This is a genomic window from Streptomyces mayteni (assembly GCF_054783955.1).
On the sequence record NZ_BAAGPR010000059.1, the window covers coordinates 1 to 15,335 of the forward strand.

General features: G+C 74.2%; 13 protein-coding genes. 5 read left to right on the forward strand and 8 right to left on the reverse strand.

Annotated elements, in window-relative coordinates:
• Positions 1-43: 43 nt before the first annotated feature.
• The 3 genes from ACYVPE_RS23890 to ACYVPE_RS23900 form a co-directional block, all read right to left on the reverse strand.
• Complete coding sequence (locus ACYVPE_RS23890; protein ID WP_461035742.1) at positions 44-1,360, reverse strand: bifunctional folylpolyglutamate synthase/dihydrofolate synthase; 1,317 nt, start codon at positions 1,358-1,360, stop codon at positions 44-46.
• Positions 1,361-1,406: 46 nt separating this feature from the next.
• Positions 1,407-3,689 (reverse strand): ATP-binding cassette domain-containing protein, encoded by a 2,283-nt coding sequence (locus ACYVPE_RS23895; RefSeq protein ID WP_461035743.1) that lies wholly within the window; start codon positions 3,687-3,689, stop codon positions 1,407-1,409.
• A gap of 630 nt (positions 3,690-4,319) precedes the next feature.
• Complete coding sequence (locus tag ACYVPE_RS23900; protein ID WP_461035744.1) at positions 4,320-5,597, reverse strand: MFS transporter; 1,278 nt, start codon at positions 5,595-5,597, stop codon at positions 4,320-4,322.
• A 65-nt stretch (positions 5,598-5,662) separates the two neighbouring features.
• Here ACYVPE_RS23900 and ACYVPE_RS23905 point away from each other — a divergent pair, with 65 nt between their 5' ends.
• Positions 5,663-6,208 (forward strand): ArsR/SmtB family transcription factor, encoded by a 546-nt coding sequence (locus tag ACYVPE_RS23905; protein WP_461035745.1) that lies wholly within the window; start codon positions 5,663-5,665, stop codon positions 6,206-6,208.
• 104 nt (positions 6,209-6,312) lie between these two features.
• Positions 6,313-7,458, forward strand: coding sequence for an MFS transporter (locus ACYVPE_RS23910; RefSeq protein ID WP_461035746.1), 1,146 nt, complete (start codon positions 6,313-6,315; stop codon positions 7,456-7,458).
• An 87-nt stretch (positions 7,459-7,545) separates the two neighbouring features.
• On the opposite strand, the gene ACYVPE_RS23915 is transcribed toward ACYVPE_RS23910, so the two are convergent.
• Entirely contained in the window at positions 7,546-8,775 is a 1,230-nt protein-coding gene (locus ACYVPE_RS23915) for an SAV2148 family HEPN domain-containing protein (RefSeq protein ID WP_461035747.1), read from the reverse strand.
• 120 nt (positions 8,776-8,895) lie between these two features.
• On the opposite strand from ACYVPE_RS23915, the gene treY reads away from it, so the two are divergent.
• The gene (gene treY / locus ACYVPE_RS23920) at positions 8,896-11,280 is read left to right on the forward strand and encodes a malto-oligosyltrehalose synthase (RefSeq protein ID WP_461035748.1); all 2,385 of its coding nucleotides are present in this window, start codon (positions 8,896-8,898) and stop codon (positions 11,278-11,280) included.
• Between the two features lie 48 nt (positions 11,281-11,328).
• On the opposite strand, the gene ACYVPE_RS23925 is transcribed toward treY, so the two are convergent.
• From ACYVPE_RS23925 to ACYVPE_RS23935, 3 genes are all read right to left on the reverse strand, one after another.
• Positions 11,329-11,628, reverse strand: coding sequence for a hypothetical protein (locus ACYVPE_RS23925; RefSeq protein ID WP_461035749.1), 300 nt, complete (start codon positions 11,626-11,628; stop codon positions 11,329-11,331).
• A 135-nt stretch (positions 11,629-11,763) separates the two neighbouring features.
• Complete coding sequence (locus ACYVPE_RS23930; RefSeq protein ID WP_461035750.1) at positions 11,764-11,925, reverse strand: hypothetical protein; 162 nt, start codon at positions 11,923-11,925, stop codon at positions 11,764-11,766.
• A 377-nt stretch (positions 11,926-12,302) separates the two neighbouring features.
• The gene (locus ACYVPE_RS23935; protein ID WP_461035751.1) at positions 12,303-12,746 is read right to left on the reverse strand and encodes a DUF6174 domain-containing protein; all 444 of its coding nucleotides are present in this window, start codon (positions 12,744-12,746) and stop codon (positions 12,303-12,305) included.
• Positions 12,747-12,834: 88 nt separating this feature from the next.
• Between ACYVPE_RS23935 and ACYVPE_RS23940 the strand changes: the two genes are divergently transcribed.
• Positions 12,835-13,341 (forward strand): GNAT family N-acetyltransferase, encoded by a 507-nt coding sequence (locus tag ACYVPE_RS23940; RefSeq protein ID WP_461035752.1) that lies wholly within the window; start codon positions 12,835-12,837, stop codon positions 13,339-13,341.
• A gap of 288 nt (positions 13,342-13,629) precedes the next feature.
• Positions 13,630-14,142, forward strand: a complete 513-nt coding sequence (locus ACYVPE_RS23945; protein WP_461035753.1) for an RICIN domain-containing protein — start codon at positions 13,630-13,632, stop codon at positions 14,140-14,142.
• Between the two features lie 501 nt (positions 14,143-14,643).
• Here ACYVPE_RS23945 and ACYVPE_RS23950 read toward each other — a convergent pair.
• On the reverse strand, positions 14,644-15,129 hold the full coding sequence (locus ACYVPE_RS23950; protein ID WP_461035754.1) for a GNAT family N-acetyltransferase: 486 nt from the start codon (positions 15,127-15,129) through the stop codon (positions 14,644-14,646).
• Between the last annotated feature and the right edge of the window lie 206 nt (positions 15,130-15,335).

Consider the following 15,335-nt stretch of genomic DNA (forward strand, 5'->3'; position numbering starts at 1 on the left):
AGGGGGGGGGGGGGGGGGGGGAAACCCCCGGCCCCCGACGCCGTCACCCCGGCGGCAGGCCCAACACCCCCCGCGCCAGCCCGACCAGCCGGTGCGAGCCGAGCACGACGACCAGCCCACCCGGGCCGGCAAGGCCCGCCCCGTGCCGCAGCGCCGCCGCCACGCCCGGCACGACGGCGGCCGTCGGCCGCCGCTCCGGGCCCAGCGCCGCCCGCAGCGCGGCCGGTTCGGCCGCGTCGTGCGCGTCCGTCCTGGTGAGGACCAGCGGCCAGTCGTCCGGCAGCGGCGCCAGCATCCCCGCCACGTCCTTGCCCCGCACCGCCGCGAAGACCACCGCGGGCCGCGCCGCGCCGGCCAGCCGGCGGAGTTCGGGGGCGACGGTCGCGACGCCCTGCGGGTTGGTCGCGCCGTCGAGCAGCACCCGGCCGGTCCAACCAGCAAGGGTGGCAGGGGCGACCAGTTCGAGCCGTCCGGGCCACCGCGTGGCCGCGATCCGCTCGCGCAACAGCGCCTCGTCCGGCCGCCCGACGTCGCCCCGCTCGGCCAACGCGTCGAGCACGGCCACCCCGAGCGTCAGATTGTGGTGCTGGTGCGCGCCGGGCAACGGGCACACCAGCCCCCCACGCCCGCCGCCCGGCGTGACGACATCGACCACCGACCCCGTACCCACCGACGGCCGGTGGTCGAGCTCGGCGCCCATCCGCCACACCGTCAGCCCGGACCGCTCGGCCAGCGCCGCGTCCGCGGCCTCGGCCGCCTCGGCCGGCAGCCGGCCGAGCAGCACGTGGTCGCCGTCCGCCACCGCGCCGACCTTGGCGCGGGCGATCAGCGCGAGCGAACCGCCAAGGCGGTCGGTGTGGTCGAGCGCGACGCCCGTGACGGCCGTGACGCCGAGCCCCAGGTACCGCACCACCGCGTGACGTCCGCCGATGCCGGCCTCGGCGACGACCAACTCGACGCCGGCGCGCCGGAAGTACGCGGCGGCCGTGGTCACGTAGATCCCGGAGGAGCTGAGCACCACGCCGGCCCGGTCGGCCGCCGCCAACACCTCGTCGAACGCCGCCGCGTACCCGGCCCGCGACACCGGCACCCCGTCCACCCTGATCCGCTCCCGCGGCTCCTGGAGGTGCGGGCTCGGCATGCTGCCCACCCGCACGCCGGCGGCCGTCAGCGCCGAGACGGCGAACGCGGCGGTCGAGCCCTTGCCGTTGGTGCCGACGACCATGGCGCCGCGCAGCGCCAACTGCGGCCGGCCGAGGGCCGCCAGCACCTCCGGCACGTTCCCGCCCGGCCGTTTCGAACCCGCCGGCTTGTGGGCCTGCAACCGGGCGATCAGGTCGACGCAGTCCTGGTATTCCACGGTCGACGATGATGACAACCCGGCATGCGGTCGCGGGCGGTTGAGATCAATCCGTCATATAGGCGCGCAGATGCCGCCCGGTCAACGTGCTGCCGTCCGCGACGAGTTGGGCCGGGGTGCCGGTGAAGACGACCTGCCCGCCGTCGTGGCCGCCGCCCGGGCCGAGGTCGATGATCCAGTCGGCGTGCGCCATCACGGCCTGGTGGTGCTCGATGACGACGACCGTGTCGCCGGCGTCCACCAGCCGGTCGAGGAGCGCGAGCAGCTTGTCGACGTCGGCCATGTGGAGGCCGGTGGTCGGCTCGTCGAGCACGTAGACGGAGGACCGCTCGGCCATCTGGATGGCCAGCTTGAGGCGTTGCCGCTCACCGCCCGAGAGGGTGTTGAGCGGCTGGCCGAGCCGCAGGTAGCCGAGGCCGACGTCGGCCATCCGGGTCAGGACGGCGCGCGGCTGCGCCTCGGTGAAGAAGGCGTGCGCCTCGGTGACCGACATCGCGAGCACCTCGCTGATGTTCCGGCCGCGCAGCGTGTACGCCAGGACCTCGGGCGTGAACCGCTTCCCCTCGCACCGCTCGCAGACGGACGCCACCCCGGCCATCATCGCCAGGTCGGTGTAGACGAGCCCGATGCCTGCGCAGTTGGGGCAGGCGCCCTCGGAGTTGGCGCTGAACAGCGCGGGCTTGACGCCGTTGGCCTTGGCGAACGCCTTGCGGATCGGGTCGAGGACCCCGGTGTAGGTGGCCGGGTTGCTGCGCCGCGAGCCGCGGATCGGCGACTGGTCGGCGACGGCCACCCCGTCCCTGGTGGCCAGGTAGCCGTGGATCAGCGAGCTCTTGCCCGATCCCGCGACCCCGGTGACGGCGGTGAGCACGCCCAGCGGCACCTCCACGTCGACGCCCTTGAGGTTGTGCAGGTCGGCGCCCTTGATGGCGAGGTGCCCGACCGAGGTGCGGACCTTCTCGCGCAGCGGCGCCCGGTGCCCCAGGTGGCGGCCGGTGAGGGTGTCGCCGGCGGCGAGCCCGGCGACGTCGCCGGTGTAGCAGATCCGACCGCCGTCCTCGCCGGCGCCGGGGCCGAGGTCGACGACGTGGTCGGCGATGGCGACGACCTCCGGCTTGTGCTCCACGACGAGTACGGTGTTGCCCTTGTCGCGCAGCCGCAGCAGCAGCCCGTTCATCCGCTGGATGTCGTGCGGGTGCAGCCCGGTCGTCGGCTCGTCGAAGACGTACGTGACGTCGGTGAGCGAGGAGCCGAGATGGCGGACCATCTTGACGCGCTGCGCCTCGCCGCCGGAGAGCGTGGCGGACGACCGGTCGAGGCTGAGGTAGCCGAGGCCGATCTCGACCAGCGAGTCGAGGAGTTGACGGAGGTTGGCCAGCAGCGGGGCGACCGCGGGGTCGGTGATGCCGCGGACGAACTCGGCGAGGTCGCTGATCTGCATGGCCGAACACTCGGCGATGTTCCGCCCGTTGATCCGTGAGGCGAGCGCGGCCTGGGCGAGCCGGCTGCCGCCGCAGGCGGGGCAGTCGGTGAAGACCACGGCCCGGTCGACGAAGGCGCGGATGTGCGCCTGCATGGACTCGCGCTCCTTGCCGAGCCAGAGCCGCTTGATCTTGCCGACCAGTCCCTCGTAGCTGACGTTGGTGGTACCGATCTTGAGCTTGGTGGGCTCCTTGTGGAGGAAGTCCTGCCACTCGCGCTCGGTGAAGTCGCGCAGCGGGGTGTCCGGGTCGTAGAGCCCCGAGTTGGCCATCACCTGCCAGTACCAGGAGTCGACGGTGAAGTTGGGCACGGTGATCGCGCCCTCGTTGAGCGACCGTTCCCGGTCGACGAGTTGGTCGACGTCGACGTCGGTGACCTGGCCGAGCCCCTCGCACTTCTGGCACATGCCCTCGGGGCTGTTGAAGCTGAAGTGCGTGGCGGTGCCGACGTACGGGGCGCCGAGCCGGGAGAAGACGATCCGCAGCATGGTGTAGGCGTCGGTCGCGGTGCCCACGGTGGAACGCGAGTTGGCCCCCATCCGCTCCTGGTCGACGACGATGGCGGCGCTGAGGTTGTAAAGACCGTCCACGTCGGGCCGGGACTGGCTCGGCATGAACGACTGGATGAACGCCGTGTACGTCTCGTTGATCAACCGCTGCGACTCGGCGGCTATCGTCCCGAAGACCAGCGAGGACTTCCCGGAGCCGGAGACCCCGGTGAACACGGTGAGCCGCCGCTTCGGTATGTCGAGCGAGACGTCCCGCAGATTGTTCTCCCGGGCACCGCGGACCTGGATCACGGTGTGACCGTCGGCCTCGGTGGGGTGTTGCTGCTTCGCTGCGGACACGCGGGTATCCCTCTCGGACGCGGGGTAACTTCGTACACTGTACCCAATAGCCTGCGGCGCCGACCGGCACTGGACGACGGCCGGAGTCCCCCACCCACCCGCGCTTCGTCCGCGCTCCGCGCGGGAGGGGCCTCACGGCCCCCGACCTGCGGCGGCTCCACCGCCGGCAGGGCCGGCAGGGCCGGCGGTGGAGCCGCCGCGTTGGGCCCGTGCCGAGCCGCCGGCTCACCCGCGCGAAGCGCGCATGAAGGGCTGGCAGGCCCTCGGCCGGCCCCGCGCGGAGCGCGAGGAAAGGGACGGGCCGGTGGCCGTCAGGCCCACGGCGGCCATACCCGCCAGGCAAGCCAGCCCGCAGGCCCACCCCGCGCGAAGCGCGGAAGGAAAGGGCGGGCGGGCGGGGAAACACCCCGGCCGCCCGGCCCACGGCGGCTACGCCGCCGGGCCGCCAGCCCGCGGGCCCGGGGCCGCGAGGCCCCCCGCGCGAAGCGCGAACAAAGGGCGGGCGGGTGGGGGAAAACCCCGCGCGAGCCAGGGGCCCACGGCGGCTTCGCCGCCGGGCCACCGGCGCGCCGGCCGCGCCCTCCCGCGCGCAGCGCGGAACAAAGGGCGGGTGGGTGGGGGGAAACCCCCTCACCCCTCCGCCGCGCGAATCCGCTCGTCCGTCACCACCCGCATCCCCACCAACGTCCCCAACACCACCACCGTCGCCGCCACAAAAACCACCCGCACGCCGGCGAACTGCGCCAACGCCCCACCGGCCGCCGCGCCCAGCGGCATCGTGCCCCAGGCAATCAGCCGGTAGCCGCTGTTGAGCCGGCCGAGCAGTTCGTTGGGGACGATCCGCTGCCGCAGCGAGACCGTGATCACGTTCCAGACCACGATGCCGGCGCCCGTGACCGCGAAGCCCGCGCCGACCAGGTACGGGTTGGCCGTCAGCGACGGGATCCCGAAGGAGAGCGTGCTGGTGAGAATCGTCAACGTCAGCGTCCTGGCCCGGCCGAGGCGTCGTTCCATCCACTCGGCGGCGAAGGAGCCGAGCAGGCTGCCGATCGCCATCGTCGTCATCAGCAGGCCGAACGCGCCCTCCGAGAGCCCCATCGCCGAGGAGGGCCCGACCGCGTACAGCACCAGAACCGCGAACGCCGCGTTGAAGGCGAAGTTGCTGACGCCGACCATGGCGGCGAGCGTCCGCAGCAGTCGGTGGTTCCACAGGTAGCGCAGGCCCTCGGCTATGTCGGCCCGCATCGTGGTGGCGGGGGTCTTCCGTTCGGTCCTGAAGGTCCCGGGGACCAGCACCAGGGCGGCCACCGCCAGCGCCCACAGCGCGGTCGGCACGGCGAAGGCGGCGATCGCGCCGGCGGCGACCAACAGCCCGGCCAGCGCCGGGCCGACGAACTGGTTGGCGGTCAACTCGGTGCCGTACAGCCGGCCGTTGGCCCGCGCCAGCTGGTCGCGGTGGACGAGCTGCGGCACGATCGACTGGGCCGAGGTGTCGTAGACCGTCTCGGCCACGCCAACGCAGAACGCGACCGCGTACAGCAGCCAGATGGAGCCGACGTCCAGGGCCGCGGTCAGCGTCAGCGTCGCCATCAGCAGCGTGCGCAGGCAGTTGGCGAACAGCATGGCGCGGCGGCGGTCGACGCGGTCGGCGAGCGCGCCGGCCTGGAGGGCGAACAGCAGCCAGGGCAGGCTGAGCGCCAGCGCGAGGCCGGCGATCAGCGTCGGGGACCTGGTGTGCTGGATGGCCACCAGCGGCAGCACGATCTTCAGCACGCCGTCGGCGAGGTTGGAGAACGCCGAGGAGGTCAACAGCCGCCAGTAGGCGGCGCCTAGTGGGGGCCGCGCGGCGACGGGGGCCACGGGAGCGACGGGGGCGGTGCCCGCGTCCGGAGTGATTTCGTTCACCACCGATGGAGAATCCCACATCGATGGGGAATTCTCAATCAGCCCCCTCGTTGAGCTACCCTTCCGACATGGGCGAAGAGGCGGCGACCGGCCCGCGGTTGCGACAGGACGCGACCGTGCGCGAGGCCAAGGCGCTCGCGCATCCGCTGCGGGCCCGCATCCTCCGGCTGTGCGGGCAGCGCGAGATGACCAACAAGCAGTTGGCCGACCGGCTGCAGCGTGATCCGGGCACCGTGCTGTACCACGTGCGGCAGTTGACCGAGGCGGGCTTCCTCGAGCCGGCCCCCGTCCGCACCGGCGGCAGCGGCGCGTTGGAGAAGCCCTACCGCTCGACCGGCCGGTCCTGGTGGCTCAACTACCCGCTCGCCAAGGCGGACGCGGAGGACGCGCGGCTCGTGCCGCTCCTCGCGTTCCAGGAGGAGCTGCGCGAGTCGGGTCCCGAGTCCATCGCCGAGATGGCCAGGTTCATGCTCCATCTCTCCCCCGAGGAGCTGGCGGAGTTCAACACCCGCCTGGTGGCCCTCCTCGACGAGTACATTGTCAGCGACGACACCCGCCGCGAAGGCCGCCCGGCCTACGGCGGGTTCTTCCTCCTCCACCGCCTCGTGGACTGACCCTGAGCGCGACCGCGGGCGCGTTCGACGGCCGGCGCCGCTTCGGCGCCGACCTGCGGCCGCTCCGCGACCCGGCGTTCCGCAGGCTCTGGATCTCCGGCGCGGTGACCGCGACCGGCGCCGGCATCACCGCGATGGCGGTGCCGTTGCAGATCTACCAGACCACCGGCTCCTCGGCCTGGATCGGGCTCTCCGCCGTGGCCGGGCTCGGCCCGCTGGTGCTGGCGGCGCTGTGGGGCGGGGTGTTGGCCGACACGCTCGACCTGCGGCGGCTGCTGCTCGCCACCAACGGCGGCCTGGCGCTGGCGGGGCTGTTGCTGTGGGCGCAGGCGGCCGCGGGGCTCGACTCCGTCGCGGTGCTCTTCGTCCTGCTCGCGCTGCTCCAGGGCTGCCTCGGCGCCAACACCGTGGCGCGCCGCACCGTGGTGCCCCGCCTGGTGGAGCCCGAACTACGGGCGGCGGCCAACTCGTTGGACGCCACCGTCCGGTGGTTCGGCCCGGTGGCCGGGCCGTTGCTCGCCGGCGCGCTGCTGCCCGTCACGGGCGTGGCGCCGCTCTACCTGCTGGACGCGTTCGCGCTGCTCGCCATGGTGCACGCGGTCTGGCGGCTGCCGCCGCTCCCGCCGGCGGACCGGCGGCCGGGCCCCCGCCTCGCCGCCGGCGTCCGTTACCTGTCGGGCCACCGGGTGCTGATCGCCCTCTACCTCGCCGACCTGGTCGCGATGGTCTTCGGCAACCCGGCGGCGCTCTTCGCCGAGGTGTCGCAGCAGACGTTCGGCGACCCCGAGGGCGGCGGCCTCGCGCTCGGCGTGCTCAGCGCCTCCCTCTCGGCCGGCGCGGTGCTGGCCGGCCTCTGCTCGGGCACGTTCACCCGGCTGACCAGGCACGGCCTGGTCTATGTGGCCGCCGTCTGCGTCTGGGGTCTTGCCGTCGCCGCGTTCGGCCTGACCGGCCGGCTCTGGGCGGCGACCTGCTGCCTGCTCGCGGCCGGCGGGGCGCTGATGCTGTTGAGCGTGTTCCGCGCCACCATGCTCCAGGCGTGCGTGCCGGACGAGTTGCGCGGCCGGTTGCAGGGCCTGGACACGGTGGTCTCGGCCGGTGGGCCGTGGCTGGCCGTCCTCGCGCACGGCCTGGTGGGGGCGACGGCCGGCACCACCTGGGCGATCACCGGCGGAGGTCTGCTGGCGGCCGGCGCGGTGCTCGGCGTCGCGCTGGCCTTCCCCGAGCTGGTCCGGTACCGGTCCGCGTGACGGCGAAGGCGAAGGCGAAGGCGAAGGCGAAGGCGACACCGACACCGACATGACGCGCGTCATATCGGCCGAAAGTGTTCCCTCCCGCTACGAGACGGGCCGCGAGTCCTCCCACGACCACTCGAACTCCTCGCGGTAGGTCTCGAACAGGCTCAGCTCGCCGTCCGCCAGGGGATCGTCCCGCTGCACTATGTCCCGCCCGGCCCGGCGCAGCACCATCACCGGGGTCTCCATGCCCCGGCTGCGCCGCAGGTACGACTGGACCACGGCCACCCCGTCGGGGCCGTCCGCGTCCACGAAGTAGGCGCTGAACCGCGGCGTGTCGTCGAAGACCCGGATCTCGAACGCCTCGGGGTCGCGCACCTTGCTGCGCACCCGCCGCACATGCAGGATGTTGGTCTCCACCGTGCGGCCCAGCTCGCCGCGCTTGAGGCCGAGCTCCCGCTCCCGCCGCCGCATGGCGCCGCTGGCCGGGTTGAGGAACAGCAGCCGCACCCGGCAGCCTGACTCGGCGAGCCGGAAGAGCCGCCGCCCCGGGAAGTTCTGCACCAGCAGCCCGAGCCCTATGCCCAGCGCGTCGAGCCGGCGGGCCCCGGAGAACAGGTCCTCGGCCGGCAGCTGCCGCTGGAGCCGCACCCGGTCGGGGTGCACCCCGGCCACGTCCGTGAACCGCTCCCCCACCAGGCGCTCCACCGCGTCGGCCGGCAGCCGCCCGTCCGACGGCGGCCCGCCGGAGTCCAGCAGCCGCAGCAGCCTGGCGCAGGCCCGCTCGGCCTGCTCCAGCACGGCCCGGCTCATCCCCCGGTTGCGGCTGACGGCGCTGCGCGCCACCTCCAGCTCGTCGAGGGTGAGCTCCACCTCGCGCCGGTTGTCCAAATACGGCGCGAAGCAGGGCCAGTGCTGCACCATGAGTTCACGCAGCTGAGGCAGGGTCAGGAAGGCGAGTACGGTGTCATCGGCGGGATCGAGCAGGTGCCCCTTGCGGCGGCTCACCTCACGCAGGGCGGCCGCCCGCTGCACCCACTCCTGCCCGGTGGGCCCGGCAGCGGCCACCTCCCACTCCTCGCCGTGCACCGGCTCGTACACCGGGCGGAGCACCGCGGCCACCACGGAGCGCAGCCGCTGCTCCACCAGGTTCAGCCAGACGTACGCGCGGCCGGCGCGCTCGACCCGGGTGCGCACCTCCGACCAGTCCTCGGCGCTCCAGTCCAGATCGGCACCGATCTCCACCGGACGCGGCACCGGCACCGCCCCGGTCGGCGCCTCGGCGGTCTCGCCTCCGTTTCCCGGAGGCAATTCCAGCCCCGAAGAGCTCACCTGTCCCGCCTTCCGCCCCTGCCTTGGATCAAGGAAGCCTACTGCGGCGCCCACCGCGCGCGCAGCCCGCGCCGGGATCAGGCGGGCGTGCGCGTCCGGCCGTCGGGGCAGGGGGAGGCCATGACGCTCCCCGCGCGCCGGGCGCCCACGTCAACCTACCGGCTCCAGCTGTCCCCCGATTTCACGTTCGCGGCGGCCACCGAGCTCGTTCCGCACGTCGCCTCGCTCGGCGTCTCGCACCTCCATCTCTCCCCGGTGCTCGACGCGGTGCCCGGGTCCCCGCACGGCTACGACGTCACGGACCACGACACCGTCCGCTCCGAGCTGGGCGGGGAGGCGGGACTGCGTCGGCTGGCGGCGGCCGCCCGCGCCGCCGGCCTCGGCCTGGTGCTGGACATCGTGCCCAACCACATGGCGGTGCCGGCCGACACCCTGCTCAACCGGCCGCTGTGGGAGGTGCTGCGGGACGGCCCCGGCTCCCGGTTCGCGCGCTGGTTCGACATCGACTGGCCAGCGGGGCACGGCAGGGTGCTGCTCCCGGTGCTCGGCGGCCCGCTGGAGACCGAGCTCGACCGGCTGAAGGTGACGGACGGCGCGCTGCGCTACTGGGACCACCGCTTCCCGCTCCGCACCGGCACCGAGCGACTGCCGCTGCCCGAGCTGCTGGCCGCCCAGCACTACCGGCTCGGCTGGTGGCGGCTGGCCCGCACCGAGCTCAACTACCGCCGGTTCTTCGCCGTCTCGGAGCTGATCGGGGTGCGCGTCGAGGACCCCGAGGTCTTCGCGGCCACCCACGGCACGGTGTTGCGGCTGCTGGCCGAAGGGGTGGTGGAAGGACTCCGCGTCGACCACCCGGACGGGCTCGCCGATCCCGGCGGCTACCTGGCGCGGCTGCGGGAGGCGAGCGGCGACGCCTGGATCGTCGCCGAGAAGATCCTCGGCGCCGACGAGCGGCTGCCGGCCACCTGGCCCGTCGCCGGCACCACCGGCTACGACGCGCTGCGGCACGTCGACGCGGTGTTCGTCGACCCCGAGGGCCACGCCCGACTACTCGACCGCTACCGGAAGTTCACCGGCGTGCCGGCTGACGAGGGCGGCGAGTGGGCGCCGACCGTGCGGCGGGCCGGGTACCGGATGATCGGCCACGAGCTGGCCGCCGAGACGGCGCGCCTCGCGCGGGCCGCCGAGACCGCCTGCCTCGCCGACCCCCGGCTGCGGCTGCGCGACCACGCGCCCTGGGCGCTGCGCGCCGCGCTGGTCGAGACGCTGGTGCGACTGCCGGTGTACCGACCCTATGTGCCGGGCGAGGGGCCGGCGCGCCCCGAGGACGAGGCGATGCTGACCGCGGCGGCCGAGGAGGCGTCCCTGGCGTTCACCGTGCCCGAGGAGTCGGCGGCGGTGACGACCGTCCGCGACCTGGCGCTCGGCCGGCTCGGCGCGGACGCGGCGGCGGCCGACTTCCGGGTCAGGTTCGCCCAGGTCTCCTCCGCGCTGCGCGCCAAGGCCGTGGAGGACACGGCCGGTTACCGCTTCGCCCCGCTGCTCTCGGCCGCCGAGGTGGGCGGCGTCCCCGACGCGCCGGCGCTGCCGCCGGCCGCCTTCCACGCCCACTGCGAGCGCGTCCAGCGGGACTGGCCGCTGACCGGCACGGTGCTCTCCACCCACGACACGAAGCGCAGCGGCGACGCCCGGGCCGCGCTCGCCACCCTGGCGGAACATCCGTCCGACTGGGCCGAGTTGGTCGCACGATTGACGGACGAGACGGCACGCGCCGGCGCCCCGGCCCCCGACCGCCACCTCGCCTGGACGGCCTGGCAGACGGCGTTCGCCCTCGGCGTCCCCGACCCGGAACGGCTGCTGCCCGCCGTGCTCAAGGCGGCCCGCGAGGCCGCCCTCGCCACCACCTGGACCGAGCCGGACGCCGACTGCGAACGGGCCCTGGAACGCTTCGTGCTCGCCGGCCCCTGCGGCGAACCCGCCACCGCCCTGGCCGAGTTCGCCCGCCGGCTGGCCCAGGAGATCCGCGCCGACGTGCTCGGCGCCACGCTGCTGCACCTCACCATGCCGGGCGTGCCGGACGTCTACCGCGGCACCGAGGGCCACTACCGCGCCCTCGTCGACCCCGACAACCGCCGCCCCCCCGAGGCCGCAGACGGCGAACCGCACACCGAGAAGCTGCGCCTCACCACCGCCGCGCTCCGGTTGCGCCGCGACCACCCCGAGTGGTTCGGGCCAGCGGGCCACTACCGGCCGCTGGCCGCCGAGGGCCGGGCGGCCGACCACTGCCTGGCCTTCGCCCGCGCCGACCGCGCCGTCACGGTCGTCACCCGGCTCCCGCACCGCCTCGCCACGGCCGGCGGCTGGCACGACACCCGGCTCCCGCTGCCGCCCGGCACCTGGCGCAACGCGGACACCGGCCGCCGGGCCGAGGGCGCGATCCCGCTGACCGACCTCCTCGGCACGTCCCCCGTCGCCCTGCTGGTGCGCGCCGAGGGGCGGGTGTGACGGGCGTGCGCCCAGGGGAGAACGGGGCGAGAGCGTAGTATCCGGCACTCAGCCCCGGAGCGCCTCAACGTCTCCCCGCGGACCGAGGGCCGGTTGGACGTCGCGCGCGATCGCGGCGCGTCCCGTCACGAGCCGGGCAGCCTCAGCGTCATCGACCTGTCCCGTCCGGTCGACGTCCGGGCCGGGGGCGACTCCGACCACCAGCGCGGCATCGGGCTCGAGATGCCGAAGCGGACGCTGCCCCTCGGGCAGGACGCCATCGACCGGGCAGTCGAACTCCCCCACTCCAGCCGTGCCGGGTACGGCGGCCTGCTCGCCGCCGACCTGCTCGCCCGCGCTGCTGGCCAACGCCCTGGAGGCCGAGCGGCGCTTGCCCCCCGACACCCGGCAACGCGCCCTGCGACTGCGGGTGCGGGCCTTCATCGAGCGGAACGCCCACCAACCCGGGCTGTCCCCCGGGACATCGCGGCGGCGCACCACCTCTCAGCCGGCTACCTCCACCACCTCGTCCAGGCGGACGGCACCACGATCGCGGCCGAGATCCGTCGCCGCCGCCCGGCCGGCGCGCACCGGGATCCCGCCGACCCCGAGCCGCGCGCCCTGACCATCCACCACCTCGCCCTGCGCCGGGGCTTCTCCAGCCACCCCGACGCCGCGTACGGCACGACGCCCGGAAACCACCGGCGGCGGGCCGCCGTGGAAGCCGAATCGAGCCCGGGTAGACGGACGGTCAAGGAAACGTGCACCGACGGTCAACGACACCACACCGCCCCCCTGGCACAGTGGGACGCGTCGGTCCTCAGGGGGAAACCGACGACCCGGGGTGGGGATGGCCGGGGCACGGTGCGCACCGTGCCCCGGCCAGGCGGTCCGCCTCCGCGGGCCGGGTTCCCAGGCGTAGCGGCCGACGTACCCGCAGGCCATCCACGGTCGGCGAAGAACCCGCGAACGTCCGCCCCGGCGGCGCAGACCTCCTGCGGCACGGCCTCACCGGCCACCGCCGGCGCGGCGGTCCTCGCCGCTCAGGAACCGGGCGCGTAGTCCCTGACGGCGTAGCACAACTCGTCGTCCAGGGCCACCTCGTCGTAGTCGACGGCGATCCGCGTCGGCCGCCCCTCGTCGTCCGCCGCGTACTCGACGTCCAGTCGATCCGCCCCCTCGTCCTCGGCCTCCGCCACCAACTCCCGCAGCTGGCCGATGGTCATCCCCATCTCCGGCGACAGGTCGCCCGGATCGTAGAAGCCGCCGGGATCGGTCACCTCGGCCACCTCCCCCTCCGCCACGGCGATCTCGAACGTGCCGGTCAGCGTCTCCCCGCAGGTCGACTCCAGCACGTACCGGTACGCCGCCGGCTCCTCCCACTCGGGAACCGCCGCACCCCCGCCCCCGCCCCCACCACAGCCCGTCACCAGGACCGCCAACACCCCGGCCCACCCCGCACGTCTCTTCCCCACGCTGTCGGTCATGCCGCTGAGACGGCCCGCCCCATCCGCCGGTTCCGGCCCGCTGGGCGCGGTCGTGACAACTCCCGCGCCATGAGCGAGGCTCGACGCCATGCGCATACGCCCAGGCACCCGGCATGACGCCGACCGGATCGCGGTGCTCCACGCCGACAGTTGGCGCGCCGCCTACGCCGGCATCCTGCCCGACGACTACCTGAACGGTCCGCTGCTCGACGACCGACTCGCCGTGTGGCGGAAACGACTCACCGACGACCCGTCGGCCGCGGGTCTCCTCGTCGCCGAGGACGAGAACGCGGGCGAGCTGACCGGCTTCGCCTACCTCGTCCCCAGCACGGACGGTCGCGTCCTCCTCGACAACCTGCACGCCCACCCGGGCCACGTCCGCACCGGCATCGGCCGGCGCCTGCTGCGCCGCGCCCTCGACTGGGCGGCCGCCGAACACCCGGGCCGGCCCCTCTACCTGGAGGTGCTGCGCGCCAACGCCCCGGCCATCGCCTTCTACGAACGCCAGGGCGGCCGCCGCACGGACGCCCGCACCGCCCGCTTCGACCAGGGCTTCGAGCTGCCGGTCTTCGAGTACACCTGGACCGAGACGTGATGTCCGACGAGGCCGACTCCGCCAAGTGCCACCCGCACTGTCGCGCATGCCCGGCGACGTCCGCGGCCGCCGGATCCCGGACGCCGACCGGGGTCGCCGAGCTCGCGCCCGATGCCAAGCAACCCCGCACGCCACGCTGAGGCGCGCGGGGTCGTGGCCCGGGACACTCGGAGGCGCTCCTCGCGAACAACGCGCCGGACGTCAGGTCGGTGACAGCGATACCCGCGTCAAGGGGCCACTCGGCAGGTTCTCCCGCTCCCACCAGGAGGCGCAATGATTCGCAGGGTCTTGGCAAGGCCCCTGTACGGCATGCTCGCCGCGGCCACCGCACTGCTGTGCGTTCTCGCCGGCACCGCGACCGCTGCCGCGGCCGCTCCGCCCTCGCCCCGCCCCCCGGCGCCCGGCGCCGTCCTGGTCGAGGCCGGCGACCTGACGGCCGCCGCCGGCACCACCCTGAGGAACTCGGAGACCGGTGCCTGCCTGGACGACAGCAACCTCGGGCTGCGCGCCTTCCCCTGCAACGGCCTCACCTTCCAGGACTTCTGGATCAGTGGCGCCTCGAGCACGACCTGGGAACTGCGCAACGACAACACGGGTCTGTGCGTCGACGACAGCATCGCCGGCCTGCGGCACTTCGGGTGCAACGGGCTGAGCTTCCAGCAGTGGTACCTGTGGGACTACGGCGACGGCACCTACGCCTTCCAGAACCGCGAGACCGGCGCCTGCGTCGACGACAGCAACCTCGGGCTGCGCGCCTTCCCCTGTAACAACCTCAGCTTCCAGCGCTGGCGGATGGAATAGTCGTCGGCCGGACGCCCGCCGACGCCCGCACCCGAGCAGTCCTTCGGCCCCGGCCCCGGTTTCCCCCGCGGAGCCGGGGCCGCCTCACGTGCCGCGTCAGGAGAGTCCCCGCTCGCCACCGCGGTCGCGCCGCCCACCGGTGTTTCGGACCGGGCTCCGCCCGCCAGGGCGCCCCGTGGCCGGCGGGACACGAGTGTCCCCCCACTCCCCCGCCGGCCACGTTTCCCCCACCCCCTTTTCCGCTCAGCGGTCGACGAGCCGAGCGGCGGGCGCCTGGTGCCGCCCCGGCCGCGGGGATGAAGGGAGAGACCACGGCCAGCATGCCACTGACAGCCATGTCCTCCTCGGATCCACCCTCACCCTCAACCTCACCCCCTCCCCCTCGATCTCGCCACCGGCTGAACCGGCTGTTCCAGGATGCGACGCGGGACTTGGACGAACCTTGAACGTTTCTTGAACGGCGGAGACGGGGGACGGCGCGGGCGCCGGAGGGGCCTCGGATCAGCAGGTCAGCCGCTTGGCCAGCGCCACCTCGCGACGGCCGTCCGGCAGTGGATCGCCCATCTCGCCGGCGTCCAGGAAGCCGCGCCGCCGGTAGAGCGCGAGCGCGTGCTCGCTGCCCGAGAAGACGCCGAGGCGCAACTCCTCGACGCCGCCGAGTACCGCCCACCGCTCGACCGCGTCGAGCAGCAGGTCCCCGACGCCACGGCCCCGCGCCGCCGTGGCGACCCAGACCGAGATGACCCGCGCGCCCGTGCCCTCCGGCACGCCGCTCGCCATCCCGGCCGGCCTCCCGTCCACCACGGCCACGAAGTCGACGGCTCCCGGGATCGCGAGCCGCGCCCGCCAGCGCTCCTCCCGGTCGCCGTCCCCCTGCCACTCCGCCAGCCGCGTGCGGAACGCGTGCGGCGCCTCCGCCAGCGCCGCCAGCCGCACCTCGCGCCAGATCCGCCAGTCGTTCTCGCCCAACTCCCGCAACTCGATCATTCCCGCAGGCTGTACCGGGCCCCGGGCCGCCGCAATCGATTTCTCTTCACCTCGTCACGGCCCTTTACAGACGAACGACCACGGCGCTACGGTCCGTTTTGGGAGCGCTCCCACAGCGCGGCCCACGGCACACCCCCTGATACTCCGGCCTGCCGTCCCACCTCCCAGCCCCCGCTCGGGCGGCAGGCCGGCTCGGGAAGAGGGGG